The following is a 25300-nucleotide window of genomic DNA, read 5'->3' on the forward strand; positions in this document are numbered from 1 at the left end:
TCCGGGGGACAGGACCTAGCCGCGGAAGACGCGCACCGCCCAGCGGTAGTGCGCGCCCGCCTTGCCCAGGCCGAGCAGTCCGGTGATCCAGAGGATCATGCCGAGGCCCATGTAGTACGCGAGCTCGCCGTACGCCTCGCGGCCCGGGCGGGCCGACAGGGCGACCCCGAAGGTCAGCCACAGCCCCGCCACGCCCAGCCCGAACGAGGTGAGCAGCCAGGTCAGGCTCCGCCCCGGAGCGCGTACCCGGGCGTCGGCGGCCGGATCCCGGCCCGCCTCCGCCCACGCGCACAGCAGCCCGCGCACCTGGCGGTCCAGGCGGGCCCCCCGGGCGAACCAGAACCCGGCCGGGACCAGCACGCCGACGCCGAGCACCACGAAGACGAAGCCGAGGATGAAGGAGATCGGGTCGCCCTCCTCGAAGGCCATCAGGGCCATGGCGACGAAGGTCCAGCCGAGGGCGAAGACGGCCGCGACGGCCCAGAGCAGCAGCAGCCGCCCGATGCCCAGGCTGCGCCGGCCCAACTCGTGCAGGATGCGCGCACGGTCGGCCCGTACGGCGTTCTCGTCCAGCCAGGCCCGCAGGTGCGCGGGAGGCGGCGGAGGCGGCAGGTCACGGCGAGGCATGCACATGACCATAGCCGCCGGGGCCGGCCCGGAACCCGTCAGCCCTAGCCGACCTCCACCGACTCGAACCGCCAGCGGTGCACCGCCCGCGTGATCAAGTCGGCTGCGGGCTCCGGGAGTTCGGGAAGGTCCGCCGACACGCCCTCGGGCGCTTCCCACCAGGTGATGACGAGCACCCGGTCCTGCGGGGCCCGGAACACCTCGCGGCGCACCGGCTCTTGGGCCAGCACCTGCGAACGGGCCCACTCCAGCAGCTCGTTGCCCCGACCGTCGGTGGCCCGGGCCTCCCACATCAGCGCGACGGTGCTCATGAGTACAGGTTGTCCTTGCTCAGCTCGTGCACGTGGTCATGGTCGTGCGAGTGCCCGTGGCCGTGCCCGTGGCCGTCCGACTGCCCGTGCGCGTGTTCGTGGGCCGTCCCCGGGACGTGCGGGTCCGTCACCGGCAGCGAGGAGTCCGCCGACAGGTCCCAGTCCGAGGGCGCACGGTTCCGCTTGACCATCTCCGCGCCCAGCGCCGCCACCATCGCGCCGTTGTCGGTGCACAGCTTGGGCCGCGGCACCCGCAGGATGATCCCCGCGTCGTCGCACCGCTCCTGCGCCAGCGAGCGCAGCCGCGAGTTGGCCGCCACACCGCCGCCGATCATGAGGTGGTCGACGCCCTCGTCCTTGCACGCCCGGATGGCCTTGCGCGTCAGCACGTCCACCACGGCCTCCTGGAAGGACGCCGCGACATCGCGCACCGGCACCTCCTCGCCCGCGTGCCGCTTCGCCTCGATCCAGCGGGCGACGGCCGTCTTCAGCCCGGAGAAGGAGAAGTCGTACGCCGCGTCGCGCGGCCCCGTCAGCCCGCGCGGGAAGTGGATCGCCTTCGGGTCGCCCTCGCGCGCGAGCCGGTCGATGACCGGACCGCCGGGGAAGCCCAGCTGGAGCACGCGCGCGATCTTGTCGAAGGCCTCGCCGGCCGCGTCGTCGATGGTCGCGCCGAGCGGCCGTACGTCGGAGGTGATGTCGGGGGCCAGCAGCAGCGAGGAGTGCCCGCCGGACACCAGCAGCGCCATGGTCGGCTCCGGCAGCGGACCGTGTTCCAGCTGGTCCACGCAGATGTGCGAGGCCAGGTGGTTCACGCCGTAGAGCGGCTTGCCCAGCGCGTAGGCGTACGCCTTGGCCGCCGAGGTGCCCACCAGCAGCGCCCCCGCCAGGCCGGGACCCGCCGTGACCGCGATGCCGTCGAGGTCGCGGGCGCTGACCCCGGCCTCCTTCAGGGCGCGCTCGATGGTGGGGACCATCGCCTCCAGGTGGGCGCGCGAGGCCACCTCGGGCACGACCCCGCCGAAGCGGGCGTGCTCGTCGACGCTCGACGCGATCGCGTCCGCGAGCAGGGTGGTGCCGCGGACGATGCCGACGCCGGTCTCGTCGCAGGAGGTCTCGATGCCGAGGACGAGAGGTTCGTCAGCCATTGCTCTCACTGCTCTCAGTTCGTGCTTGTGCGGGGTCGGTCAGTCGCATGACGAGCGCGTCGACGTTGCCGGGCTGGTAGTAGCCCCGCCGGAAGCCGATGGGCTCGAAGCCGAAGCGCTCGTAGAGCTTCTGGGCGCGGGCGTTGTCCACCCGCACTTCCAGCAGCACCTCGGCGCACTCGAAGGCGGTGGCGGCGCGCAGCAGGTCGGTCAGGAGCCGGGCGCCGAGCCCGGTCCCCCACTGGTCGCGGGCGGCCGCGATGGTCTGTACGTCGGCCAGGTCGCCGGCGGCGGCCAGCCCGGCGTAGCCCACCAGCCGGCCCGATCCGTCCTCGGCGACGACGTATCTGCGCGTGGCCTGCGGGCCGCGGGCGTGGGCCAGCTCGGACCAGAACATCCCGGCGGACCAGGCGTCATCGGGGAACAGCTCGTGCTCCAGCTTCAGCACCGGCTCGATGTCCCACCAGCGCATCTCGCGGAGTACGACGTCAGGGGCGGCCGTCACTGCGGGGTGACCACCTTGTAGTTCTTGGGCACCTGCGCGTCGGGCCGGCGCAGGTAGAGCGGGGCCGGAGCCACGCCGTCGGCGTTTTCGAACGGCTCCCCGGCGGCCAGGCGCTCCGCGGCCAGCGAGACCAGTGCGGCGGCCGACTGGTGCTCGGGCCCGCGCGCGTCGGGGAAGACCTCGGGGTACAGCAACGCGCCCTGGCCCACCGCGGGCAGGCCCGCGACCTGCTCGGCGATGTCGGCCGGGCGGTCCACGGCGGGTCCGCCGACCCGCGTGCGGGGGTCCTCGTAGCGCGCCCAGTAGACCTCCTTGCGCCGCGCGTCGGTGGCGACGACGAAGGGGCCCTCGATCCCGGCGGCCCCGGCGGCGTGGGCGAGCCCGTCGAGGGTGCACACGCCGTACACGGGCACGCCCAGCACGGAGGCGAAGGTGGAGGCCGTGACGAGGCCGACGCGCAGCCCGGTGTAGGGGCCGGGGCCGACCCCGACGACGATGCCGGTGACGGCGTCGAGCTTCAGCCCGGCCTCGGCGAGCACCTTGTCCACGGAGGGCAGCAGCAGCTCCCCGTGGCGGCGGGCGTCGACCTGGTTCGACTCGGCGAGGACGGACTCGCCGTCGTGCAGGGCGACGGTGACGGCGGGCGTGGCGGTATCTACAGCGAGCAAGAGCACGCGAACAGCCTACGACTCCGGAACCCCCAGGCTTTGCGGCCGGTTGTGGAGCGGGCCTGCTGCTACCTTTCGATCAGGCGTCGGACGAGGCAACAGGCAGTGCGGAGAGGTGGAGCAAGGTGGCACGCAGCAGCTCGGGAATCGTGGCCGGGCTCACCGCCGCGGCACTCGCCGCGATCGGCTTCCTCGGCTACCAGGCATCCGCGACAGCTCCCGAGCGTCCCCCGCAGGCCGCCCCGCAGGCGCCGGCCCCGGCCCCCAGCCCGGCCGCGGGCAAGCAGGACCCGGCGAAGCCGGTGCCGCTGCCGGAAGGTTCGGGCACCGGGGTGCGCGTCGTGTACTCCGTGGGCAACAAGCGCGTGTGGCTGGTGGGCGAGGCCGGTCAGGAGCCCAAGTCGTTCACGGTGATGCCGAGCACGGTGCACCCCAAGGCGGGCAGCTACCTGGTGGGCTCGCGCTCGGGCGCGGTCACCGGCTCGGACGGGGTGCCGATCGAGCACGTCGTACGGTTCGCCACCACGGAGGGCGTGATCATCGGATTCAGCGCCCGCGCGGACGGCGCGACGCCGGAGCCCGACCCGAACCGGAAGACCGGCGGCATCCGCATGACGAAGGCCGACGGCGACGCGATGTGGGCCTTCGCGACGATCAACTCGAAGGTCGTCGTCGTTCCCTGACGTCCCGGGGGCAGACCACCCGTACGTGCGACGAACCTAGGCCGCTTCGGATTCCGGAGCGGCCTGTTCGCGTACGCAGCCCTGCGGTTCCCCCTCGCCCGTGACGGGCGCGAGGGCGGGCGGCGTCGAGACGGCGCTGGCAGCCACGCCCGCGGCGAGCAGCGCTCCCATGGACACGGCGGACGGCCGGGGATCGCGCTGCGCTCCTGCTGGTGCCGACATGGCTGCCTCCTGGGACACCGGGACGCTGAACTTAGGCATACCTAAGAAACTCTCGGTACCATGTCATCACGCGTGCCACCGCCTGCGCAATATCTTGCCGACGAGTTGTCGGCACGTTCGCCGCTTCGGTCGCCGCTCCAGTCGTCGCTCCGGCTGTCGCTCCAGTCGCGGGCGCGTTACTCCGAGAGGGCCCCGGCCAGGGCGTCCAGTCCGGCCCCGTCGGCCCAGCGCGCCCCGATCCCGCGCACCGACACCTCCCGTACGTCGTCCAGGACCTCCTCGTGGCCGACGGCCCGGGCGATCACCACGTGCAGCCGGTCGTCGGAGAGCTCCTCCACCTTGCCGTCGCCCCACTCCACGACGACCACGGACTCGGGCAGCGAGACGTCGAGGTCCAGGTCCTCCATCTCGTCCAGCCCGCCCCCCAGCCGGTACGCGTCCACGTGCACCAGCGCGGGCCCGCCGCTCAGCGAGGGGTGTACGCGGGCGATCACGAAGGTCGGCGAGGTCACGGCCCCGCGCACGCCCAGTCCCTCGCCGAGCCCGCGGGTCAGCGTGGTCTTGCCCGCGCCGAGCTCGCCGGTCAGCAGGACGAGGTCGCCCGGGCGCAGCAGGCCGGCGAGCCTGCGGCCCAGATCCCGCATGGAGTCCGGGGAGTCGACGGTGATCCGGGTCTCGGCCGCGACACCGGCCTCAGGTGCCGGTGCCTGGCTGCGCTGTGCTTCCAGCGGTACTTCTTCCATGCCCGCCAACGTTAGTCGCTGCGAGGGCGGGGACCGCGCCGGTGCGCGCCAGCAGCTCGGTCAGCAGTCGCGTCACCGTCTCCGGGCGCTCCAGCATCATCAGGTGCCCGGTGGACTCCAGGATCACCAGCTCGGCGCTCGGCAGCGCCTCCTTCATGGCCACGCTGTGCCCGGGCGGGGTGATCATGTCGTTGTCCCCGGCGACGACGGTGACGGGGATGTCCGCGAACCGCTGGAGGGCCTCGGTCTTGTCGTGGGTCTGGAAGGCCGGGTAGAACTCGGCGACCACGTCGATCGGGGTGGCCTCGATGAGCCGCTCCGCGAAGCGCGCGACGCCCGGGTCCACGTCGCGGGAGCCGAACGAGTACATCTTGATCATGCCCGCGAAGAGGTCGGCGGTGGCCCTGCGGCCCTTCTCGACCAGCTCCACCTGCGAGCCGAGCGCCTTGAGCACGCCCGGCAGGATGCGGCGTACGGCACCCAGCCCGACGGAGGGCAGCCCGTACGTCACCTCGTCGAGGCGGCCGCTGGAGGTGCCGACCAGGGTGACGCCGACGACGCGGTCGCGCACGAGGTCGGGGAACTGCTCCGCGAATCCCATGATGGTCATTCCGCCCATCGAGTGACCCACCAGGATCAGCGGGCCCTCGGGGGCGGCGGCGTCGATGACGGCCTTCAGGTCGCGGCCGAGCTGATCGATGGTGACCGGTTCGCCGTCCGCCTGGGCCAGTCCGCGGGCGCTGCGGCCGTGGCTGCGCTGGTCCCAGTAGACGGTGCGGACCACTCCGCGCAGCGCGGCGCGCTGGAAGTGCCAGGAGTCCTGGCCAAGGCAGTAGCCGTGGCAGAAGACGACGGTGGCGCCGGGCGCGGGCTTCCGGCGCAGCCGGGACCGCGGCCGCTTGGTGTCCTCGGGGAGCTCGTCGACCTCGTAGTAGAGCTCGGTGGCGTCCTCGGCCCGGCAGGTCCCCTGCGTCCCGCGCAGGGACCCGTAGTCACCGGCGGCGTCGAGGGCCAGGCGCGCCTTCATGCGCATGCCGCGCCCGACGGTGATCCGTTCGACGGCTACACCGGCCGCCGCACCCGCCGCTATCACGCCGATGGCAGCGCCGGCCCAGCCGGCCTTGCGCCAGTTCTCGCTCACGCCGCCGCCCTCACTCCGACTCAGGCGCCCAGGTACACCCGGGGCACACGCCCTCCGATACGGGTGACGATCTCATACGCGATCGTGTCTGACGCTTGAGCCCAGTCCTCGGCGGTGGGTTCACCGCGCTCCGCGTCCCCGAAGATGACCGCTTCGTCGCCCGCCGTGGCCGTGTCGCCGTCCAGGTCGACCACGAACTGGTCCATGGCCACGCGCCCGGCGACGTGGCGGATCTTGCCGCCGACGAGGACCGGGCCGCGCCCTGAGGCGTGCCGCGGGATGCCGTCGGCGTAACCGGCCGGGATCAGCGCGAGGGTGGTCTCGGCGTCGGTGACGTGGTGGTGCCCGTAGCTCACGCCGTGCCCGGCCGGGACGGTCTTGACCAGCGCGAGGGAGGCCTTGAGGGTCATGGCGGGCCGCAGGCCGAGCTGGGCCGGGGTGCCGAGTTCGGGTGCGGGCGAGACCCCGTAGACGGCCAGCCCGCAGCGCACCAGGTCGAAGTGGGACTCGGGCAGGGTGAGAGTGGCGGGCGAGTTGGCGATGTGCCTGACCTCGGGCTCCACGCCCTCCTTCTCGGCGTACGCGAGCATGTCGCGGAAGGCCGTGAGCTGGAGCTGGATGGACGGATGCCCGGGCTCGTCGGCGCAGGCGAAGTGCGACCAGAGGCCGGTGACCTGGACGGTGCCCTCGGCCTGGGCGGCGACGGCCGCCCCGACCAGTTCCGCCCAGTCGCCGGGCTGGCAGCCGTTGCGGCCGAGTCCGGTGTCGGCCTTGAGCTGGATCCTGGCCGGGCGGCCGGCGGCGCGGGCGGCCTCCCGTACCTCGTCCAGGGCCCACATTCCGCTGACGGAGACGTCGATGCCGGCCTCGACGGCCTCCCGCCAGGGCCCGCCGGGGGTCCACAGCCAGCACATGATCCGGCCTTCGACCCCGGCGGCGCGCAGCGCGAGCGCCTCGTCGGGCGTGGCGGTCCCGATCCAGGTGGCTCCGGCCTCCTGGGCGGCCTTGGCGCAGGCCAGAGCGCCGTGCCCGTAGGCGTTCGCCTTGACGACGGCCATCAGCTCGGCCCGGGGCGCCCGCCCGCGCAGCGCGCGCACGTTCGCCCGTACGGCATCGAGGTCGATCTCGGCGTACACGCGCGTCGGTGTCTCGTTCATCCCCCACAGTCTCTCAGAACCCCCACCTGGACCTGGTCCCCTGGGGCTCCGCGCCCGGTCACGGCCGGCGGACGTCCCGCCACGCCGCCGGGAGGGCCTCGGCAACCTGGTGGGCCAGCAGCGGGCCGCCCGTAAGCCTGGCCGCCAGGCCGTGGAGGTACGCCGCCACCGACCCGGCGTCCGCCCCGGACAGCCCGCCCGCCAGGAGCGAGCCAGCCAGCCCGGACAGCACGTCACCGCTCCCGGCGGTGGCCAGCCACGGCGTCCCCGTCGGATTCACCCGCGCCACCCCGCCCGAGGCGACCAGCGTCGTCGAGCCCTTCAGCAGCACCGCCGAGCCGTACCGCTCGGCCAGTTCCCGTACGGACCCCAGCCGGCCCGCCTCCACCGACTCCCGCGGAACCCCCAGCAGCGCCGCCGCCTCCCCCGCGTGCGGGGTCAATAGGGTCGGGGCCGTCCGGGCCCGCAGCACACCGGCGTCCAGCCCCCGCAGCCCGTCCGCGTCGACCAGCACCGGAACGTCCTGCGCCAGCAGCTCCGCGACCTCGCCGCCGCGCCCCTCCCCCAGCCCCGGCCCGACCACCCAGGCCTGCACCCGGCCGCGCCCGATCAGCGTCTCGGGGTACCGGGCGAGCACGGCCTCCGCCGCCGGCCCCACGTACCGCACCGCGCCCGCACCGCCCCGCAGCGCCCCCGCAACGGCCAGTACGGCCGCGCCCGGGTACTGCGGGGACCCGGCGGCGATCCCGACCACGCCCCGCCGGTACTTGTCGCTCGACGCCGTCGGCACCGGCAGCAGGCCCGCCACGTCGGCGTGCTGCATGGCCTCCACGGCGGGGCGGCCGGACAGCTCCAGGCCGATGTCCACCAGGTGCACCACGCCCGCCCGCGAGGCCCCCGGATCGATCAGCAGGCCCGGCTTGTACGCCCCGAAGGTCACCGTCACATCGGCCGTGACGGCCGGGCCCGCCACCTCCCCGGTGTCCGCGTCCACCCCGCTCGGCAGGTCCACGGCGACCACCGGGACCCCCGGCGGGATCCGCTCCACCAGCGCTGCCGCGGCCGGCCGCAGCCCGCCCCGGCCGCCGATCCCCAGCAGCCCGTCCACCACGAGGTCCGCGCGCTGCGGGACGGCTTCCTCGACGCGTCCTCCGGCGGCCCGCAGCGCGGCGAGCCCGCCCGCGTGCAGCCTCCCGGGGTCCATCGGCACCGCCGTCACCCCGGCCCCGCGCCGGGCGAGCCGCGCCCCGGCGTAGAGCGCGTCGCCCCCGTTGTCGCCGGGCCCGGCCAGCAGCACGATCCGGGACCCGTACACCCGTCCCAGCAGCCCCGCGCATACGGCGGCCAGCCCGGCCGCCGCCCGCTGCATCAGGGCGCCCTCGGGCAGCCGGGCCATCAGCTCCCGCTCGGCGGCCCGTACGGTCTCCACGCTGTAAGCAGTACGCATGGCACCACCCTGCCCGACGGAGGCCGCTGCCCCTCGGCTATCTCTCGCCTATCCCTCGGCGATCACCACGGCGGAGGCGACGCCGGCGTCGTGGCTCAGTGAGATGTGCCAGGACTTCACGCCCAGCGCCCGTGCCCGGGCCTCGACCGTCCCGGACACCCGCAGCCGGGGCTGCCCGGTGTCCTCCACGTACACCTCTGCGTCGGTCCACAGCAGCCCGCCGGGCGCGCCGAGCGCCTTGGCCAGGGCCTCCTTGGCCGCGAACCGGGCGGCGAGCGAGGCGATCCCGCGCCGCTCACCGCTCGGCAGCGTCAACTCGGCGTCGAGGAACAGCCGCCCGGCCATGTTCGGCGTCCGCTCCAGCGCCGCGCCGAACCGCTCGATCTCCGCAACGTCAATTCCCACGCCGATAATCACAACGCCTGCCCCACTGCCCGCTACTCACTCCACAGTCACCACTGTGCCCGATTGCCGGCGACCTGTTCCGTTCGCTTCGCTCACTCCACAGTCACCGACTTCGCGAGGTTACGCGGCTGGTCCACCTCGTTCCCGCGCGCCGTCGCCAGCTCGCACGCGAAGACCTGCAACGGCACCGTCGCCACCAGCGGCTGGAGCAGCGTCGGCGTGGCCGGGATCCGGATCAGGTGGTCGGCGTACGGCACGACCGCCTCGTCGCCCTCCTCCGCGATGACGATGGTCCGCGCCCCGCGTGCCCGGATCTCCTGGATGTTCGACACGATCTTGTCGTGGAGCACCGACCGCCCGCGCGGCGACGGGACGACGACGACCACCGGCAGGTCCTTCTCGATCAGCGCGATCGGCCCGTGCTTGAGCTCGCCCGCCGCGAAGCCCTCGGCGTGCATGTACGCCAGCTCCTTGAGTTTGAGCGCGCCCTCCAGCGCCACCGGGTACCCCACGTGCCGCCCCAGGAACAGCACGGTGTTCTTGTCGGCGAGGGACCGGGCGAGCTCCCGTACGGGCTCCATCGTCTCCAGTACGGTGTCCACCGCCGCGGCGATGTCCGACAGCTCCCGGATCACCGCCCGGATCTCGTCGCCCCACTTGGTGCCCCGTACCTGCCCCAGGTACAGCGCGACCAGGTAGCAGGCCACGAGCTGCGTCAGGAACGCCTTCGTGGAGGCGACCGCCACCTCCGGGCCCGCATGCGTGTAGAGCACCGCATCCGACTCCCGCGGAATGGTCGACCCGTTCGTATTGCAGATGGCCAGCACCCGGGCGCCCTGCTCGCGCGCGTGCCGCAGCGCCATCAGGGTGTCCATGGTCTCGCCGGACTGCGAGATCGCGACCACCAGCGTCCGCTGGTCCAGGATCGGGTCGCGGTAGCGGAACTCGCTCGCCAGCTCCGTCTCGCACGGGATGCGGGTCCAGTGCTCGATGGCCAGCTTCGCGATCATGCCCGCGTGGTACGCCGTACCGCACGCCACGATCACGACCTTGTCGACCTCCCTGAGCACCGAGGCGGGGATGCGCACCTCGTCCAGGGTCAGCGAGCCGCTCGCGTCGATCCTGCCCAGGAGGGTGTCGGCGACAGCCTTCGGCTGCTCCGCGATCTCCTTGAGCATGAAGTAGTCATAACCCCCCTTCTCGGCCGCCGAGGCGTCCCAGTCCACGTGGTACGCCCGCACGGTCGCGGCCGAACCGTCGAAGTTGGTCACCGACACCCCGTCGCGGCGGAGCTCGACGACCTGGTCCTGCCCCAGCTCGATCGCGGACCGGGTGTGGGCGATGAACGCGGCCACGTCCGAGGCGAGGAAGTTCTCTCCCTCTCCAACGCCCACCACCAGGGGCGAGTTCCGGCGCGCGCCGACGACCACGTCCGGCGCGTCGGCGTGCACGGCGACCAGCGTGAAGGCGCCCTCGAGCCGCAGGCACACCCGCCGCATCGCCGCCGCCAGGTCCCCGCCGGCCGCGTACTCCTCGGCGAGCAGGTGCGCCACCACCTCGGTGTCCGTCTCGGACTCCAGCCGGTGTCCGCGCTCGGCGAGTTCGGCGCGCAGCGCGGCGAAGTTCTCGATGATGCCGTTGTGCACGACCGCCACCCGCCCGGAGTTGTCCAGGTGGGGATGGGCGTTGGCGTCGGTCGGCCCGCCATGGGTGGCCCACCGGGTGTGCCCCAGCCCGGTGGACCCGGCCGGCAGCGGGTTGCCGACCAGTTCCTTCTCCAGGTTGACGAGTTTCCCGGCCTTCTTGACCGCGGCCAGTTCCCCCTCGGAGAGCACGGCGATCCCCGCCGAGTCGTAGCCGCGGTACTCCAGTCGCTTGAGTCCGGCGATGACCACATCGAGCGCCGACTGCGCTCCCACGTAACCCACAATTCCGCACATAGGCCGCAGCGTACGCCGAAGTTGAGCTCCTGCCCCGTACCTGAACAAGACGAAAACCCCGCCCCGGCGAATGTGCCGGAGCGGGGTTGACGCATCGCCGGGCAGGCGTCAGCCGAGCTTCTTGACCTGGGTGTCGATGAGCGTCTTCGGGGACTCCGCCGCGCCGAGCAGGCTGATCGAGCTGAAGGAGGCGACCGTGGAGCCCTTGCGCGCCACCACGAGCAGGAGGGTGCCCTTGTCACCGTCCTCCAGGTCCGCCGTGAGGGCGAGGCTCACGGCCTCGTCGCCGCCGGTGACCGCCGGGCCCGGCTTGACGCTCTCGTACTTGGTGGTCTCGCCCTCGGAGGTGGCGCTGAAGCCGCCCGCGCAGGCCGTGCCCGCCGCCTTGAAGGAAGCGACCAGTTCCTCGGCGCCCTTGCCGTCGAAGGAGGACAGGCCGGTCATCGTCGCGGTGGCGCCGAGCGCCTTCTGGATGGCCTCCAGCTTCTCCTCCGGCGAGGCGTTCGCGGCCGCTTCCTTCGGCTTGGCGCTCAGCGCCGTACGGGCGACACCGGTCGGCGTACCGATCTTCTGCAGGGCCTGGGTCTGGACCAGGACCTTGCACTCGGGCTTGTCGGTGGTGACCTGGGTCGAGTCGACCTTGCCGAGCTTGGCGGCCGCTTCGGCGTTGACCACGTAGTCGGGGACCTCGGCCTGGGTGACCAGCAGGGCCGTCAGCTCCGCGTCGGTCTTGCCCTTGGCGGCCGGGGCCGCCGAGCTCGCCGGAGCGGACGGCTTGGCGTCCGTCTTGGTGTCGGCCTTGTCGGAGCCGCAGGCGGTGGCCAGCAGGGCCAGGGACACCGCGGACGCGGTCAGGACGGTACGACGGACAAGAGCGGTACGCACGAAGGATCTCCCCCAAAGACAACAACGAGAATCAGCTCAGCAGGAGCGCCACCCGGCATGACGGAGCACGCTCAGAACTGCTGCGTTCCCGCAATGTACTGGTAAGTACGATCACCCGGCCGGGCTTTTGGCGCACCTGCGGCCGATCGTGATCGGCACGAGACCACAAGGGCCTCGATTCGGTACCGGCCCCGGCCCCGACCGCGTGACCGACCACGTGACCGACCACACCACCCATAACCGAGCCGGAGCGCCGACAATGGCGGTGTGATCACTTCGCCGCCACGAAGCAGCACGCCGGACAACGCAACGGAGCGCACCGGCCCGGACGGGCACCCCACCCGCCCCACCCACCGCCGGAGCCCCGACGCCTCTCCGTACGTCGACCTCACCCGCGCCGAGTGGAGCGCCCTGCGCGAGCGGACCCCGCTGCCGCTCACCGCCGACGAGGTCGAGCGGCTGCGCGGCCTGGGCGACGTCATCGACCTCGACGAGGTCCGCGACGTCTACCTGCCGCTCTCCCGCCTCCTGAACCTGTACGTGGGCGCCACCAGCAATCTCCGCGGCACCCTCAACACCTTCCTCGGCGACGCCGGCAACGGGCACGGCGCCCAGCAGGGCACCCCCTTCGTCATAGGGGTCGCCGGCTCGGTCGCCGTCGGCAAGTCCACCGTGGCCCGTCTGCTCCAGGCCCTGCTCGCGCGCTGGCCCGAGCACCCCCGCGTGGAGCTGGTCACGACCGACGGCTTCCTCTACCCGATGAAGGAGCTCCAGCGGCGCGGGCTCACCTCCCGCAAGGGCTTCCCGGAGTCCTACGACCGCCGCGCGCTCACCCGCTTCGTCGCCGACATCAAGGCCGGCAAGGACGAGGTCCGGGCCCCGGTCTACTCGCACCTGATCTACGACATCGTGCCCGGCGAGGAGCTCGTCGTACGCCGCCCGGACATCCTCATCGTCGAAGGCCTCAACGTGCTCCAGCCGGCCCTCCCCGGGACGGACGGCCGCACCCGCGTCGCCCTGGCCGACTACTTCGACTTCAGCGTCTACGTGGACGCGCGCCCCGAGGACATCGAGCGCTGGTACCTGGGCCGCTTCCGGAAGCTGCGCGAGACCGCCTTCCAGAATCCTTTCTCCTACTTCCGCAAGTACACCCAGGTCTCCGAGGAGGAGGCCATGGAGTACGCGCAGACGATGTGGCGGACCATCAACAAGCCCAACCTGCTGGAGAACGTGGCCCCCACCCGCGGCCGCGCCACCCTGGTCGTCCGCAAGGGACCGGACCACAAGGTGCAGAAGCTGAGCCTGCGCAAGCTCTAGTGGTTAGGGTGCGGGCATGCTGCATCTGCGGATGATCACCCCGCACCACCTCACGGAGCAGGTGGTGGAACTGATCGACCGGACGGTCGGTACCACTCATCTGGTCGTGCTGGACGGCGCCGCCCGCGATCCCCAGGGCGACCTGGTGCTGTGCGACGTCGCGCGCGAGGCGGCCGACGAACTGCTGCAGGAGATGCGCACGCTCGGCATCGGCGAGAGCGGTTCGATCGCCGTCGAGAACATCGACCTGTCGATCTCCAAGCGCGCCGACGACGCGGAGGAGGAGGCGCCGGGCGAGGCCGCCGACGCGGTGGTCTGGGAACAGCTCGCCGAGTCGACGCACGAGGAATCCACCCTCACGATCACCTACAGCGTCTTCATGATCGTGGCGACGATGATCGCGGCCTGCGGTGTGGTCCTGGACAACGCGATCCTGATCGTGGGCGCCATGGCGGTCGGCCCGGAGTTCGGCCCGCTCGCCGGCATCTGCACGGGCCTGGTGCAGCGCAGGCCGAGGCTCGCCGGGCGTTCGCTCTTCGCGCTGGTGGTCGGCTTCACGGCGGCGATCGCGGCCACGACTGTCTTCAGTCTGGCGATGGACGGGCTCGGCCTGTTCCACGAGGGAATGCTCGACAACCCACGGCCGAACACCAGCTTCATCTGGCAGCCCGACCCGTTCTCCTTCGTCGTGGCGCTGCTCGCGGGCGTGGCCGGCATGCTGTCGCTGACCTCGGCGAAGGCGGGCGCACTGGTCGGCGTGGCGATCTCCGTCACCACCGTCCCGGCGGGCGCCAACGCCGCCGTGGCACTCAGCTACGGGGACTTCGCCCAGATGTGGGGCTCGGGCGTCCAGCTGGCGCTCAACCTGGGCGGCATCATCCTCTCGGGCACGCTCACCCTCATCGCCTGGAAACTGCTGTGGCGCACCCAGCAGAGCCGGATGATCCGGAAGCCGGGTGCGCCACGCAGGCCGAGCGGGGCCGTTTAAGACCTGTCTAGCCGAGCGCCGACTTCACGGCGTCCGCGAGCCGGCCGGCGACCGAGCGCGCCTGCTCGATGTCGGCGGCCTCCACCATCACCCGTACGAGCGGCTCCGTACCGGACGGACGGAGCAGCACCCGCCCGGTGGCGCCCAGCTCGCGCTCGGCGTCGGTCACCGCCGCGGCCAGCTCGCCGGAGGTCGCGACACGGGACTTGTCCACGTCGGGAACGTTGATCAGCACCTGCGGCAGCCGCTGCATGACGCCGGCCAGCTCCGCCAGGGACTTGCCGGTGGCCGCGACCCGCGCCGCCAGCAGCAGCCCGGTCAGCGTGCCGTCGCCGGTCGTCGCGTGGTCGAGGATGATCACGTGGCCGGACTGCTCGCCGCCCAGCGCGTAGCCGTGCTCCTTCATCGACTCCAGCACGTACCGGTCGCCGACGCCGGTCTGCACGACGTGGATGCCCTCGCCCTCCATGGCCAGCTTGAAGCCCAGGTTGGACATCACGGTGCCGACCACGGTGTTCTCGCGCAGCTGCCCGGCCTCGCGCATGGCCAGTGCCAGCACCGCGAGGATCTGGTCGCCGTCGACCTCCGCGCCGGTGCCGTCCACGGCCAGGCAGCGGTCCGCGTCACCGTCGTGCGCGATGCCGAAGTCGGCGCCGTGCTCGATCACGGCGGCCTTGAGCAGGCCGAGGTGGGTGGAGCCGCAGCCGTCGTTGATGTTCAGGCCGTCCGGCTCGGCGCCGATCGTGACGATCTCCGCGCCGGCCCGGGCGAAGGCCTCGGGCGACACGTACGCGGCCGCGCCGTGCGCCTCGTCCAGGACGATCTTCAGGCCGTCGAGGCGGTTGGGGAGGACCCCGATCAGGTGGCCGACGTACTTCTCGAAGCCCTCGGTGTAGTCGGAGACGCGGCCGACTCCGGAGCCGGTGGGCCGGTCCCAGGGGGCGCCGGTGCGGTGCTCCTCGTAGACGGACTCGATGCGGTCCTCCAGCTCGTCGGCGAGCTTGTGGCCGCCGCGGGCGAAGAACTTGATGCCGTTGTCCGGCATGGCGTTGTGGCTGGCAGAGAGCATCACGCCGAGGTCGGCACCCAGCGCACCGGTGAGATACGCCACCGCCGGGGTGGGCAGCACACCGACGCGCAGGACGTCCACGCCCGCGCTCGCGAGGCCGGCCACGACCGCCGCCTCGAGGAATTCGCCGGAGGCACGGGGATCCCGGCCGACCACGGCCGTCGCCCGGTGGCCCGCGAAGGTGCCCGCCTCGGCCAGTACGTGGGCAGCCGCCACGGAGAGGCCGAGCGCGAGCTCCGCCGTCAGATCCGCGTTGGCAACGCCGCGTACACCGTCCGTCCCGAAGAGTCGTCCCACTGTTGTCCTCCCGAGTTTCTGCATCGCTTTGTGACCGCTTGTGACAGGTATTTGCCGCTTGTGGCGGTAAACGAACCGCCCCGGCAGCACGGAGAGTGCTGCCGGGGCGGTCGTTGCAGAACAGCAGGCGCAGATTAACGCTTGCTGTACTGCGGAGCCTTACGGGCCTTCTTGAGACCGGCCTTCTTGCGCTCGACCGCACGGTCGTCGCGGGAGAGGAAGCCGGCCTTCTTCAGCGCCGGGCGGTTGTTGTCCACGTCCGCCTCGTTCAGCGCACGGGCCACACCAAGGCGCAGGGCGCCGGCCTGGCCGGAGACGCCGCCACCCGCGATGCGGGCGATGATGTCGTAGCGGTTGTCCAGCTCGAGGAGCTTGAACGGCTCGTTGACTTCCTGCTGGTGCACCTTGTTGGGGAAGTAGTCCTCAAGGGTGCGACCGTTGATCTTCCACTTGCCGGTGCCCGGAACGATCCGGACGCGGGCGATGGCGTTCTTGCGACGGCCCAGGCCGGCGGCCGGCTGGGGGTCGCCGAAGCGACCGGCAAGGGACTCGGAGGTGTAGTCGCCCTCGACGACGACCTCAGACTCGCTGGTGTACTCCTCGACGTTGCCCTCGAACTCGTCGACGGGGGTCGTCTCGGCGGTGGTCTCGGCCACGATGCTCCTCAGAATTTTCTACGTCTTAGGGGGTGGCCGGAACTACTGCGCGACCTGGGTGATCTCGAACGGCACCGGCTGCTGAGCAGCGTGGGGGTGCTGGTCGCCCGAGTAGACCTTCAGCTTCGAGAGCATCTGACGGCCCAGGGTGTTCTTGGGGAGCATGCCCTTGATGGCCTTCTCGACGGCCTTCTCCGGGTTGTTCGCCAGGAGGTCGTCGTAGCGCACCGAGCGGAGGCCGCCCGGGTAGCCGGAGTGGCGGTACGCCATCTTCTGGGTCGCCTTGTTGCCGGACAGGTGAACCTTGTCGGCGTTGACGATGATGACGAAGTCGCCCATGTCCATGTGGGGGGCGTAAGTCGGCTTGTGCTTACCCCGCAGGAGGGCAGCGGCCTGGGTCGCCAGACGGCCGAGGACAACGTCCTGGGCGTCGATGACGAGCCACTGGCGCGAGATGTCGCCGGGCTTGGGGCTGAACGTACGCACGCGTATGCCTTCGCTTCTTCAGTGGTGGTATCCCAAAGGGCGCAAGCCCCACGGGAAGGTCCTGACAGGGTCACCACGGACGATCACGACAGCCCTCAATCACAACGGGGACGCAACCCGTGTGAACTGCTGGTCATCGGTCCGGTGGACCGGCGCAAGGCCCTTTCACGTGAGAATGAGAAAGCCAATACGCATAACAAACCAGCAGGATACCCAAGCAGACCCGAACGGGTCAAAACGCGGTCCGCGATGCCGATTCTGCTGGCGTCGCGGCGCACTCCGGTTTGGTCCTGGGTGGGGACCCCGCAGTTGTTACGGGTCCCAGAGTAACCCGCCCGGAGCGCAGCGCACGACGCGCCAGCAGAATCGCGAGCCCGCACAGGGTGGCGCAGTCCTTGAAGGCGCGCCGTTTGTGGGCCAGCTCCGACGGCCACGGGAGCAGGGCCACCTGGGGCGTCAGTGCCAGCCAGAACCAGGGCGAGCGGGGCATCGAGCCCGGCCGCACCCCCGAGGCCAGCAGTACCGGCAGCACCACCAGCAGGTAGTGGTCGAAGGACGGCCGCGAGACCAGGAATGCGGCGAGCATCACCATGCAGGCCGTCTCCACGAGCCGCAGCTCTCCCCCGTCCGTCTCGTCGTGTTCCCCGCCGCCTTCGGCGGACTCCGGCCGCCGCCACCGCGTCCAGGCCGCCCACAGCCCGGCCCCCGCCCCCGCGAAGGCCACCAGCACCGCCAGCGGCTCCGGCACGCCCAGCCGCGGCAGCACCGCTATCGGCGAGGCGTCCCACGGCAGTGCGTACGCGTCCTGCCCCTGGAGCAGGAACGGCAGGGTCTTGGTGAAGAACAGCGACGGGCTCGGCATCATCAGCGCGCCAGCCAGCGAGAGCCCCAGCGGCACCAGCACGGCCGCGGCCAGCCCGCGCCACCGCCGGGCGATCAGGAAGACCAGCCCGACGGGCACGAGCATCGGCTTGCAGGCGATCGCCAGCCCGACGACCAGGCCGGCCGCCCCCCAGTGGCGCCGGTGCGCGAGCAGCAGCGCGACCGGCAGCGCGGCCGCCGAGATGGCCGTCCAGTTGCCGATGAGCACGAGGTTCACGTACGGCTTGTAGGCCAGGGCCAGCACCGGGAACCCGACGACCGCGAACCGCGAGCGCAGCGGCACCGAGAACAGCCGCAGCGCGGCCAGCCAGCCGATGCCCAGCAGCCCGGACATCCCGACCGGCAGGCACCACCGCAGCGCCGTCTGCGGCAGCAGCGCCTCCGGGACGGCCATGAGCACGGCGCTGGGCAGGTACAGGAATCGCTTGTCCTCGTACGGGGAGCCGCCCGCCAGGAGCGTCTCCGCCGCCTTGACCACGAAGGCGTTGTCCGAGCCCCAGTTCTCCCGCAGGCTCGTGGAGACGCAGACCCCCAGGACCACCGCGAGGGAGACGAGCTGCCAGGGCCGGGACGCGGGCCGCAGCAGCCAGTCGATCAGCCGGTTTCCGGAGCTGTGGTTCTCCCACTTCATGAGCCAGATGCTAGGCCGCAGGCCCACTACGCCTCCCCCTCACTCCGACCGAGGGGGCGGTCTCCCCCTAGCGCTTCCGCTCGACTCTACGTTCGTCCCAGACGGGCTCCTGAGACCCCTCCCCACCGCCGCCCTCGCACCCCTCGGCCCCAGGGGGCCTCAGGGGCTTCGGACGGCTGCGCCGGACTCCGTCCGTCGAACGGGGGCCGACCGCACGTCTCAGCGGCGGCGCTCGACGCGTCGCTCGTCCCAGACGGGCTCCTGAGTCTCCCGCACAACACCGTCCGAACCGAAGACCAGGTAACGGTCAAAAGTGCGCGCGAACCAGCGGTCGTGTGTGACACACAGCACAGTGCCGTCGTACGCCTCCAGGCCGTCCTGGAGGGCCTCCGCGGACTCCAGGTCCAGGTTGTCCGTCGGCTCGTCCAGCAGCAGCGCCGTGGTCCCCGCCAGCTCCAGCAGCAGGATCTGGAAGCGCGCCTGCTGGCCGCCCGAGAGCTTCTCGAACGGCTGGTCGCCCTGACGCTCCAGCTCGTAGCGGCGCAGTGCGCCCATCGCCTGGCCGAGCGGCTTGGCGGCCTCCGTCCACAGGATGTCGACGAGGGTGCGCCCGAAGAGCTCCGGGTGCGCGTGCGTCTGCGCGAAGTGGCCGGGTACCACGCGGGCGCCCAGCTTCCAGGTGCCGGTGTGCTTGACGTCCTCGCCCGCCATCAGGCGCAGGAAGTGCGATTTGCCGGAGCCGTTCGATCCGAGGACCGCGACCCGCTCCCCGTAGAAGACCTCCAGGGAGAACGGCTTCATCAGCCCGGTCAGTTCGAGGTTCTCGACGGTGAGCGCGCGCACGCCCGTACGCCCGCCCTTGAGCCGCATCTTGATGTCCTGCTCGCGCGGCGGCTCCGGGGGCGGGCCGGCCTCCTCGAACTTCTGGAAGCGGGTCTGCATCGCCCGGTAGCGCGAGGCCATGTCGGGGCTGGACGCGGCCTGGTTGCGCAGTCGCAGCACCAGCGCCCGCAGCCGGGCGTGCTCCTCGTCCCAGCGGCGCTTGAGCTCCTCGAAGCGCGCGAATCGCTCCTTGCGGGCGTCGTGGAAGGTGGCGAAGCCCTCGCCGTGCACCCACACGTCCGAACCGTTCGGGCTCGCCTCCAGGCTGATGATCTTCTCCGCAGCCTGGGTCAGCAGCTCCCGGTCGTGCGAGACGAAGAGCACCGTCTTGCGGGTGGCCGCCAGCTGCTCCTCCAGCCACCGCTTGCCCGGGACGTCCAGGTAGTTGTCGGGCTCGTCGAGCAGCAGCACCTCGTCCGGCCCGCGCAGCAGCGCCTCCAGAACCAGGCGCTTCTGCTCACCGCCGGAGAGCGTGCGCACCTCGCGGAACTGCGCGGTGTCGTACGGGATCGCCAGCGCGGCCATGGTGCAGACGTCCCAGAGCGTCTCGGCCTCGTAGCCCTGTACGTCGGCCCAGTCGCTGAGCGCCTGCGCGTACGCCATCTGGGCGGCCTCGTCGTCCACCGTCAGGATCAGCTGCTCGGCGCGGTCCACGGCCTTCGCGGCTTCCCGGATCCGCGGCTGGGCCACCGAGACCAGCAGGTCCCGTACGGTCGTCTCGTCCCGGACCGAGCCCACGAACTGCGACATCACGCCGAGCCCGCCGCTGACGGTCACGCCGCCGCCGTGCGGCTGCAGCTCGCCGGAGATCATCTTCAGCAGCGTGGTCTTGCCGGCACCGTTCGCCCCGACCAGGGCGACGACCGAACCCTCCCCCACCCGGAAGGAGACGTCGGGGAGCAGTACCCGCCCGTCGGGAAGGTAGTACTCCAGGTGGCTGGCTTCGAGATGTCCCATGCCGCGCATTGTCCAGGTCCGGCCGCGATCCGCCCAAACGAGTTAGTCCCCCGGCTACCGCCGGGAGGTGCCCCCAGCCCGTCAGCAGCAGCCGGCGCCCGGGAGGGTCCGCACGTTCCGCGCTTCCTTGCTGCGGGCGGCCAGCAGCTCGTCGGCCGGGTAGCCGACCTCCTCCAGGGTGAGCCCGTGCGGCTTGACCACGTGCACCGAGGAGTCCCGTACGGCCGCCTCCAGCACCTTGCCGGGCCAGTCGGTGGGCCGGTGCCCGTCGCCGACGTGCAGCAGGGCGCCGACCAGCGAGCGGACCATGTTGTGGCAGAAGGCGTCGGCGCGCACGGTCGCGGTGATGATCCCGTCCTCGGCGCGCTCCCAGCTGAGCTGCTGGAGCGTACGGATGGTCGTGGCACCCTCGCGCTTCTTGCAGTACGCGGCGAAGTCGTGCTCGCCGAGCAGCGGGGCGGCGGCCTCGTTCATGGCGTCGACGTCGAGGGGCCACTGGTGCCACAGGACGTGACCGCGGCGCAGCGGGTCCACCCCGCCCTGGTGGTCGCCCACGCGGTAGGCGTAGCGGCGCCAGATGGCCGAGAAGCGCGCGTTGAAGCCCTGGGGGGCCTCCGCGGCCTTCCACACCCGGATGTCGTGCGGCAGCCGGCCGGCGAGGCGGCGCAGCAGCTTGTCGTGGTGCTCGGCCCACACCTCTTCGGCCAGGTCGAACTGCGCGACCTGGCCGCGGGCGTGCACGCCCGCGTCCGTACGTCCGGCCACGGTCAGCTCGACCGGATCGGACAGCCGCATCACGGTCTGCAGGGCCGATTCCAGCTCGCCCTGGACGGTCCGCAGCACGCGCTGCTTCGCCCAGCCGGAGAAGTCCTTGCCGTCGTAGCTCAGGTCCAGCCGCACCCGGACGTGCCCGGGCTCCACCTCGTCACTCACGTGACAGATCCTCTCAGAAGCTCAGAAATGCAGAACGGGCCCGCCCCCGGAAGGGGCGGGCCCGTTCAAAGCCGATCAAGCAAGCTCGATCCCGAAGCGGGATCAGGCCTCCTTGGTCTCCTCGGCGGGGGTCTCGGTGGCCTCGGCCTTGGCCTCCGCCTCCTTCACCGCGCGCTTGGTGGCGGCCTCGGCCTCACCAGTGGCCTGCTGGGCGACCGTCAGGGCCTCGACCAGCTCGATGACGGCCATCGGGGCGTTGTCGCCACGACGGTTGCCGATCTTGGTGATGCGCGTGTAACCACCGGGGCGGTTCTCGTAGCGCGGGGCGATCTCGGTGAACAGCGTGTGCACGATGCTCTTGTCCGTGATCGTCTGCAGCACCAGGCGACGGTTGTGGATGTCGCCCTTCTTGGCCTTGGTGACCAGACGCTCGGCGTAGGGACGCAGGCGACGGGCCTTGGCCTCGGTGGTGGTGATGCGGCCGTGCTCGAAGAGCGACTTCGCGAGGTTCGCGAGGAGGTGCTTCTCGTGCGCGGCGCTGCCGCCCAGACGGGCACCCTTTGCGGGACGCGGCATGGTGTTACTCCTTCATATCTGCACCGGCCGTGTCAGGTACCGGTGTCAGTTCCCCCGAGGCGGATGCCGCGGGAAAGTCTTCGTACTGCTTAGTACTGCTCGGTCTCGACGAAACCGGCGTCCGCGTCGTCGTCGGCGCCGAAGGCGTCGGCAGCGGCGGTCGGGTCGAATCCGGGCGGGCTGTCCTTGAGGGCCAGGCCCATGCCGGCCAGCTTCGCCTTGACCTCGTCGATCGACTTCGCACCGAAGTTGCGGATGTCGAGCAGGTCGGCCTCGGAGCGGGCGACGAGCTCACCCACGGAGTGGATGCCCTCGCGCTTGAGGCAGTTGTACGACCGAACGGTGAGCTCGAGCTCCTCGATCGGCAGCGCCAGATCGGCGGCCAGGGCGGCGTCCGTGGGGGACGGGCCCATGTCGATGCCCTCGGCGTCGATGTTGAGCTCGCGCGCCAGGCCGAACAGCTCGACCAGGGTCTTGCCGGCGGACGCCATGGCGTCGCGCGGGCGCATGGCCTGCTTGGTCTCGACGTCGACGATCAGCTTGTCGAAGTCGGTGCGCTGCTCGACTCGGGTCGCCTCGACCTTGTAGGTGACCTTGAGGACCGGGCTGTAGATGGAGTCGATCGGGATGCGACCGATCTCCTGGCCCAGCTGCTTGTTCTGGACGGCGGAGACGTAGCCGCGACCGCGCTCGACGGTCAGCTCCATCTCCAGCTTGCCCTTGCCGTTGAGCGTGGCGAGGACCAGGTCCGGGTTGTGCACCTCGACACCGGCCGGGGGCGCGATGTCGGCAGCGGTGACCAGGCCGGGCCCCTGCTTGCGCAGGTACATCACGACCGGCTCGTCGTGCTCCGAGGAGACGACCAGCTGCTTGATGTTGAGGATGATGTCGGTGACGTCTTCCTTGACACCCGGCACGGTGGTGAACTCGTGCAGGACGCCGTCCACGCGGATGCTGGTGACAGCGGCACCCGGGATCGAGGACAGGAGCGTACGGCGCAGGGAGTTACCGAGGGTGTAGCCGAAGCCCGGCTCCAGCGGCTCGATCACGAACCGCGAGCGGTACTCGTCGACGACCTCTTCGGTCAGCGAAGGACGCTGAGCGATAAGCATGTCTGTGTTCCTTCATTCGTGGACGCCCACTATTTGACGCCCGACGGGACGCCGTACCGGAGTACGGCTACTGCAAGGGTACGGGCGGCACGGCCCCCGAAGGGGTCGTACCGCCCGGACACTCAAGAACGCACAGGTGCGTCCGCTGCGTCAGACGCGGCGGCGCTTCGGCGGGCGGCAGCCGTTGTGCGGGGTGGGGGTGACGTCCTGGATCGAGCCGACCTCGAGGCCAGTGGCCTGGAGGGAGCGGATCGCGGTCTCGCGGCCGGAGCCCGGACCCTTGACGAAGACGTCAACCTTGCGCATGCCGTGCTCCTGCGCGCGGCGGGCGGCCGACTCGGCGGCCATCTGCGCGGCGAAGGGGGTGGACTTGCGCGAGCCCTTGAAGCCGACGTGGCCGGCGGAGGCCCAGGAGATCACGTTGCCCGAGGGGTCGGTGATCGAAACGATGGTGTTGTTGAACGTGCTCTTGATGTGGGCGTGCCCGTGAGCGACGTTCTTCTTTTCCTTGCGGCGCACCTTCTTGGCAGCGCCCTGACGACCCTTGGGGGGCATCTAAATCTCCTACGGGAGGTGGTCGGTCCTACAGCGCAAGACCGCTGAACAGGACTACTTCTTGCCCGGCTTCTTCTTACCGGCGATCGCGCGACGCGGGCCCTTGCGGGTACGAGCGTTCGTGCTGGTGCGCTGACCGTGCACGGGCAGGCCACGACGGTGGCGAATACCCTGGTAGCACTGGATCTCGATCTTGCGGCGAATGTCGCCCTGGATCTCGCGGCGGAGGTCACCCTCGGTACGGAGGTTGGCGTCCACGTACTCGCGGATCTTGACGAGGTCCTCTTCGGCCAGGTCACGAACGCGGGTGTTCGGGTTCACGCCGGTGGAGGCGAGGATCTCCTTGGACCGGGTGCGCCCGATACCGAAGACGTAGGTGAGTGCGATCTCCACACGCTTTTCGCGCGGGATGTCAACACCGGAAACGCGTGCCATTCAATGGCTCCTGTGTGTTCGGGGGTCTTCCACAGAACCGACCCCGACCGCCGACCAACCCGAAGTGGGTGGTGGTACGCCCGGGTCCCCGGCCCCCGCCGGAGGTGCCGCCGGCCCCGTGAAGGGCTGGGCGGGTTCTGCGTATGTACGTTTTCTTACGTCGCGCGAAGAACTGCGGAAGGCAGGTCGGTCGGCGTGCGTCAGCCCTGGCGCTGCTTGTGGCGCAGGTTGTCGCAGATGACCATGACCCGACCGTGACGGCGGATCACCTTGCACTTGTCGCAGATCTTCTTGACGCTCGGCTTGACCTTCATGTTGGTGAGGTTCTCCGGGTCAGTGCCACCACCCGCGCCGGGACAAGACGCCCAGACGGGAGTGACGACAAGATCTACTTGTATCGGTAGACGATCCGGCCACGCGTCAGGTCGTACGGAGACAGCTCCACGACAACCCGGTCATCAGGGAGGATGCGGATGTAGTGCATGCGCATCTTGCCGCTGATGTGCGCGAGGACCTTGTGACCGTTCTGGAGTTCCACCTTGAACATCGCGTTCGGGAGGGACTCGATCACGGTGCCCTCGATTTCGATGGCACCTTGCTTCTTGGCCACGCTTCGCCTTTCGAATCGGCTACCTTGATCGGCTTCGCGCTCCATGCAGGCATGGAAGTGCACGAGAGCCGACGAGTCAGTCTACGTCAGGGCACCCAGAAAGACGAATCCGGAAAGTTTGCCCCAGAGTGTAGATCATTACGCCAGAGGGTCCGGAGCCGTGGTGACTCCGTACTCCGCCAGCTTCGCCTTGCCGCAGTCCGGGCTGGTCAGGACGATGGGGCCGGCCTCGGTCAGCGCGATGGAGTGCTCCCAGTGCGAGGACCAGGTGCCGTCCGTGGTGATGACCGTCCAGTCGTCCGCCAGGACCTCGGTCTGGGCGGTGCCCAGGGAGACCATCGGCTCGATGGCCAGGCAGACGCCGGGGACCAGCTTGATCCCCTTGCCCCGCTTGCGCGAGACGTAGTTCAGCAGGTGGGGGTCCATGTGCATCTCGGACCCGATGCCGTGGCCGCCGTAGTCCTCGATGATCCCGAACTTGCCGAGGCTGTGCTCACCGGTGGAAGGGCGCGGCTGGCGCTTGATGTACGTCTCGATCGCCTTCGAGATGTCCACGAGCCGGTTGCCGAGCTTCATGGCGGCGATACCGGCCCACATGGACTCCTCGGTCACCCGGGAGAGCTCCACGAGCTCAGGGGCGTGCCCAGTGCCCACGAAGGCCGTGTACGCCGCGTCCCCGTGCCAGCCGTCGACGATCGCACCGGCGTCGATCGAGATGATGTCGCCGTCCTTGAGGACCGTCTTGTCGTCCGGGATGCCGTGGACGACGACCTCGTTCACCGAGGTGCAGATGGTCGCGGGGAAGCCGCCGTAGCCGAGGAAGTTCGACTTCGCGCCGGCGTCCGCGATGACCTTGCGGGCCACCATGTCCAGATCCCGCGTCGTGGCGCCCGGTACGGCCGCCTCACGGGTCGCCGCGTGGATCGCGGCGACGACCAGCCCTGCCTCGCGCATCTTCGCGATCTGCTCGGGGGTCTTGATCTGGACCATGTGGAACAGCCTTCCAGCTTCGAAACGAGTCTTCTCAACAGT

General features: G+C 70.9%; 29 protein-coding genes. 3 read left to right on the forward strand and 26 right to left on the reverse strand.

The features are described 5' to 3' along the window. Positions 1-15: 15 nt before the first annotated feature. The 5 genes from JIW86_RS17630 to tsaB are packed head-to-tail and all read right to left on the reverse strand — an operon-like array spanning position 16 to position 3265. On the reverse strand, positions 16-627 hold the full coding sequence (locus JIW86_RS17630) for a hypothetical protein (RefSeq protein ID WP_257554774.1): 612 nt from the start codon (positions 625-627) through the stop codon (positions 16-18). Positions 628-671: 44 nt separating this feature from the next. Then, the gene (locus tag JIW86_RS17635) at positions 672-938 is read right to left on the reverse strand and encodes a hypothetical protein (RefSeq protein ID WP_257554776.1); all 267 of its coding nucleotides are present in this window, start codon (positions 936-938) and stop codon (positions 672-674) included. Then, complete coding sequence (gene tsaD / locus JIW86_RS17640) at positions 935-2086, reverse strand: tRNA (adenosine(37)-N6)-threonylcarbamoyltransferase complex transferase subunit TsaD (RefSeq protein WP_257554777.1); 1152 nt, start codon at positions 2084-2086, stop codon at positions 935-937. The genes JIW86_RS17635 and tsaD overlap by 4 nt, the downstream gene beginning before the upstream one ends. Continuing rightward, positions 2079-2558: a ribosomal protein S18-alanine N-acetyltransferase gene (gene rimI / locus JIW86_RS17645; RefSeq protein ID WP_257559353.1), complete on the reverse strand. Its 480-nt coding sequence runs from the start codon at positions 2556-2558 to the stop codon at positions 2079-2081. Before rimI ends, tsaD begins: the two co-directional genes overlap by 8 nt. Before the next feature lie 29 nt (positions 2559-2587). Beyond that, the gene (gene tsaB / locus JIW86_RS17650) at positions 2588-3265 is read right to left on the reverse strand and encodes a tRNA (adenosine(37)-N6)-threonylcarbamoyltransferase complex dimerization subunit type 1 TsaB (RefSeq protein WP_215143951.1); all 678 of its coding nucleotides are present in this window, start codon (positions 3263-3265) and stop codon (positions 2588-2590) included. Positions 3266-3384: 119 nt separating this feature from the next. Between tsaB and JIW86_RS17655 the strand changes: the two genes are divergently transcribed. Further along, positions 3385-3942 (forward strand): hypothetical protein, encoded by a 558-nt coding sequence (locus JIW86_RS17655; RefSeq protein ID WP_257554792.1) that lies wholly within the window; start codon positions 3385-3387, stop codon positions 3940-3942. 36 nt (positions 3943-3978) lie between these two features. Here JIW86_RS17655 and JIW86_RS17660 read toward each other — a convergent pair whose 3' ends face one another. The 8 genes from JIW86_RS17660 to JIW86_RS17695 all read right to left on the reverse strand — a co-directional run bounded on the left by JIW86_RS17660 (position 3979) and on the right by JIW86_RS17695 (position 11882). Next, positions 3979-4164, reverse strand: coding sequence for a hypothetical protein (locus JIW86_RS17660; RefSeq protein WP_257554793.1), 186 nt, complete (start codon positions 4162-4164; stop codon positions 3979-3981). A 176-nt stretch (positions 4165-4340) separates the two neighbouring features. Further along, on the reverse strand, positions 4341-4907 hold the full coding sequence (gene tsaE, locus JIW86_RS17665) for a tRNA (adenosine(37)-N6)-threonylcarbamoyltransferase complex ATPase subunit type 1 TsaE (protein WP_322975530.1): 567 nt from the start codon (positions 4905-4907) through the stop codon (positions 4341-4343). Then, positions 4858-6048 (reverse strand): alpha/beta fold hydrolase, encoded by a 1191-nt coding sequence (locus JIW86_RS17670; RefSeq protein WP_215143955.1) that lies wholly within the window; start codon positions 6046-6048, stop codon positions 4858-4860. The genes tsaE and JIW86_RS17670 overlap by 50 nt, the downstream gene beginning before the upstream one ends. A gap of 20 nt (positions 6049-6068) precedes the next feature. After that, positions 6069-7205 carry an alanine racemase gene (alr, locus tag JIW86_RS17675; protein ID WP_257554794.1) on the reverse strand — a complete coding sequence of 379 codons (1137 nt, stop codon included), beginning with the start codon at positions 7203-7205 and terminating at the stop codon, positions 6069-6071. 58 nt (positions 7206-7263) lie between these two features. Then, positions 7264-8652 (reverse strand): NAD(P)H-hydrate epimerase, encoded by a 1389-nt coding sequence (locus JIW86_RS17680; RefSeq protein ID WP_257554795.1) that lies wholly within the window; start codon positions 8650-8652, stop codon positions 7264-7266. Between the two features lie 48 nt (positions 8653-8700). Further along, the gene (locus JIW86_RS17685; protein WP_215143958.1) at positions 8701-9069 is read right to left on the reverse strand and encodes a holo-ACP synthase; all 369 of its coding nucleotides are present in this window, start codon (positions 9067-9069) and stop codon (positions 8701-8703) included. 80 nt (positions 9070-9149) lie between these two features. Then, positions 9150-10997: a glutamine--fructose-6-phosphate transaminase (isomerizing) gene (gene glmS / locus JIW86_RS17690; protein ID WP_215143960.1), complete on the reverse strand. Its 1848-nt coding sequence runs from the start codon at positions 10995-10997 to the stop codon at positions 9150-9152. 108 nt (positions 10998-11105) lie between these two features. Beyond that, complete coding sequence (locus JIW86_RS17695; RefSeq protein WP_257554796.1) at positions 11106-11882, reverse strand: hypothetical protein; 777 nt, start codon at positions 11880-11882, stop codon at positions 11106-11108. A gap of 267 nt (positions 11883-12149) precedes the next feature. Here JIW86_RS17695 and coaA point away from each other — a divergent pair, with 267 nt between their 5' ends. Both coaA and JIW86_RS17705 read left to right on the forward strand, forming a co-directional pair. Continuing rightward, positions 12150-13199, forward strand: a complete 1050-nt coding sequence (coaA, locus tag JIW86_RS17700) for a type I pantothenate kinase (RefSeq protein WP_215143964.1) — start codon at positions 12150-12152, stop codon at positions 13197-13199. Between the two features lie 16 nt (positions 13200-13215). Further along, positions 13216-14187 (forward strand): DUF389 domain-containing protein, encoded by a 972-nt coding sequence (locus tag JIW86_RS17705; protein ID WP_215143966.1) that lies wholly within the window; start codon positions 13216-13218, stop codon positions 14185-14187. Between the two features lie 7 nt (positions 14188-14194). Here JIW86_RS17705 and glmM read toward each other — a convergent pair whose 3' ends face one another. The 13 genes from glmM to map form a co-directional block, all read right to left on the reverse strand. Then, a complete protein-coding gene (gene glmM, locus JIW86_RS17710) occupies positions 14195-15553 on the reverse strand; it encodes a phosphoglucosamine mutase (RefSeq protein WP_257554797.1) in 1359 nt (452 codons plus the stop codon). Between the two features lie 134 nt (positions 15554-15687). Then, positions 15688-16209 (reverse strand): 30S ribosomal protein S9, encoded by a 522-nt coding sequence (gene rpsI, locus JIW86_RS17715; protein ID WP_215143970.1) that lies wholly within the window; start codon positions 16207-16209, stop codon positions 15688-15690. Positions 16210-16251: 42 nt separating this feature from the next. After that, the gene (gene rplM, locus JIW86_RS17720) at positions 16252-16695 is read right to left on the reverse strand and encodes a 50S ribosomal protein L13 (protein ID WP_073912858.1); all 444 of its coding nucleotides are present in this window, start codon (positions 16693-16695) and stop codon (positions 16252-16254) included. A gap of 232 nt (positions 16696-16927) precedes the next feature. Further along, positions 16928-18208, reverse strand: a complete 1281-nt coding sequence (locus JIW86_RS17725) for a glycosyltransferase family 87 protein (RefSeq protein WP_257554798.1) — start codon at positions 18206-18208, stop codon at positions 16928-16930. Positions 18209-18427: 219 nt separating this feature from the next. Further along, a complete protein-coding gene (locus JIW86_RS17730) occupies positions 18428-20056 on the reverse strand; it encodes an ATP-binding cassette domain-containing protein (RefSeq protein WP_257554799.1) in 1629 nt (542 codons plus the stop codon). 72 nt (positions 20057-20128) lie between these two features. Then, positions 20129-20980: a tRNA pseudouridine(38-40) synthase TruA gene (gene truA, locus JIW86_RS17735; protein WP_215143977.1), complete on the reverse strand. Its 852-nt coding sequence runs from the start codon at positions 20978-20980 to the stop codon at positions 20129-20131. Between the two features lie 102 nt (positions 20981-21082). After that, on the reverse strand, positions 21083-21556 hold the full coding sequence (rplQ, locus tag JIW86_RS17740; protein ID WP_215143979.1) for a 50S ribosomal protein L17: 474 nt from the start codon (positions 21554-21556) through the stop codon (positions 21083-21085). Positions 21557-21645: 89 nt separating this feature from the next. Continuing rightward, a complete protein-coding gene (locus JIW86_RS17745; protein WP_008739666.1) occupies positions 21646-22668 on the reverse strand; it encodes a DNA-directed RNA polymerase subunit alpha in 1023 nt (340 codons plus the stop codon). A 150-nt stretch (positions 22669-22818) separates the two neighbouring features. Next, positions 22819-23223 carry a 30S ribosomal protein S11 gene (rpsK, locus tag JIW86_RS17750; protein WP_003956432.1) on the reverse strand — a complete coding sequence of 135 codons (405 nt, stop codon included), beginning with the start codon at positions 23221-23223 and terminating at the stop codon, positions 22819-22821. A 54-nt stretch (positions 23224-23277) separates the two neighbouring features. Next, positions 23278-23658: a 30S ribosomal protein S13 gene (rpsM, locus tag JIW86_RS17755; protein WP_007265919.1), complete on the reverse strand. Its 381-nt coding sequence runs from the start codon at positions 23656-23658 to the stop codon at positions 23278-23280. Between the two features lie 200 nt (positions 23659-23858). After that, positions 23859-23972 (reverse strand): 50S ribosomal protein L36, encoded by a 114-nt coding sequence (gene rpmJ, locus JIW86_RS17760; RefSeq protein WP_003956441.1) that lies wholly within the window; start codon positions 23970-23972, stop codon positions 23859-23861. 74 nt (positions 23973-24046) lie between these two features. After that, a complete protein-coding gene (gene infA, locus JIW86_RS17765; RefSeq protein ID WP_003956442.1) occupies positions 24047-24268 on the reverse strand; it encodes a translation initiation factor IF-1 in 222 nt (73 codons plus the stop codon). Positions 24269-24406: 138 nt separating this feature from the next. Continuing rightward, a complete protein-coding gene (gene map, locus JIW86_RS17770) occupies positions 24407-25258 on the reverse strand; it encodes a type I methionyl aminopeptidase (protein ID WP_257554802.1) in 852 nt (283 codons plus the stop codon). Positions 25259-25300: the final 42 nt, after the last annotated feature.

The sequence above is a fragment of the Streptomyces sp. NBC_00162 genome (assembly GCF_024611995.1).
Lineage (GTDB): Bacteria > Actinomycetota > Actinomycetes > Streptomycetales > Streptomycetaceae > Streptomyces.

Excerpts from the sequence above, each read along its gene's own strand:
- JIW86_RS17635 (WP_257554776.1), bottom strand. The coding sequence starts at position 938 with ATGAGCACCGTCGCGCTGATGTGGGAGGCCCGGGCCACCGACGGTCGG.
- rpsM (WP_007265919.1), bottom strand. The coding sequence starts at position 23,658 with ATGGCACGCGTTTCCGGTGTTGACATCCCGCGCGAAAAGCGTGTGGAG.
- glmS (WP_215143960.1), bottom strand. The coding sequence starts at position 10,997 with ATGTGCGGAATTGTGGGTTACGTGGGAGCGCAGTCGGCGCTCGATGTG.
- JIW86_RS17705 (WP_215143966.1), top strand. The coding sequence starts at position 13,216 with ATGCTGCATCTGCGGATGATCACCCCGCACCACCTCACGGAGCAGGTG.
- rpmJ (WP_003956441.1), bottom strand. The coding sequence starts at position 23,972 with ATGAAGGTCAAGCCGAGCGTCAAGAAGATCTGCGACAAGTGCAAGGTG.
- tsaE (WP_322975530.1), bottom strand. The coding sequence starts at position 4,907 with ATGGAAGAAGTACCGCTGGAAGCACAGCGCAGCCAGGCACCGGCACCT.
- JIW86_RS17745 (WP_008739666.1), bottom strand. The coding sequence starts at position 22,668 with ATGCTTATCGCTCAGCGTCCTTCGCTGACCGAAGAGGTCGTCGACGAG.
- map (WP_257554802.1), bottom strand. The coding sequence starts at position 25,258 with ATGGTCCAGATCAAGACCCCCGAGCAGATCGCGAAGATGCGCGAGGCA.
- rimI (WP_257559353.1), bottom strand. The coding sequence starts at position 2,558 with ATGCGCTGGTGGGACATCGAGCCGGTGCTGAAGCTGGAGCACGAGCTG.
- alr (WP_257554794.1), bottom strand. The coding sequence starts at position 7,205 with ATGAACGAGACACCGACGCGCGTGTACGCCGAGATCGACCTCGATGCC.
- tsaD (WP_257554777.1), bottom strand. The coding sequence starts at position 2,086 with ATGGCTGACGAACCTCTCGTCCTCGGCATCGAGACCTCCTGCGACGAG.
- JIW86_RS17730 (WP_257554799.1), bottom strand. The coding sequence starts at position 20,056 with ATGCGCGGCATGGGACATCTCGAAGCCAGCCACCTGGAGTACTACCTT.
- rpsK (WP_003956432.1), bottom strand. The coding sequence starts at position 23,223 with ATGCCCCCCAAGGGTCGTCAGGGCGCTGCCAAGAAGGTGCGCCGCAAG.
- rplQ (WP_215143979.1), bottom strand. The coding sequence starts at position 21,556 with ATGCCGCGTCCCGCAAAGGGTGCCCGTCTGGGCGGCAGCGCCGCGCAC.
- JIW86_RS17680 (WP_257554795.1), bottom strand. The coding sequence starts at position 8,652 with ATGCGTACTGCTTACAGCGTGGAGACCGTACGGGCCGCCGAGCGGGAG.
- JIW86_RS17630 (WP_257554774.1), bottom strand. The coding sequence starts at position 627 with ATGCCTCGCCGTGACCTGCCGCCTCCGCCGCCTCCCGCGCACCTGCGG.
- JIW86_RS17660 (WP_257554793.1), bottom strand. The coding sequence starts at position 4,164 with ATGTCGGCACCAGCAGGAGCGCAGCGCGATCCCCGGCCGTCCGCCGTG.
- JIW86_RS17725 (WP_257554798.1), bottom strand. The coding sequence starts at position 18,208 with ATGAAGTGGGAGAACCACAGCTCCGGAAACCGGCTGATCGACTGGCTG.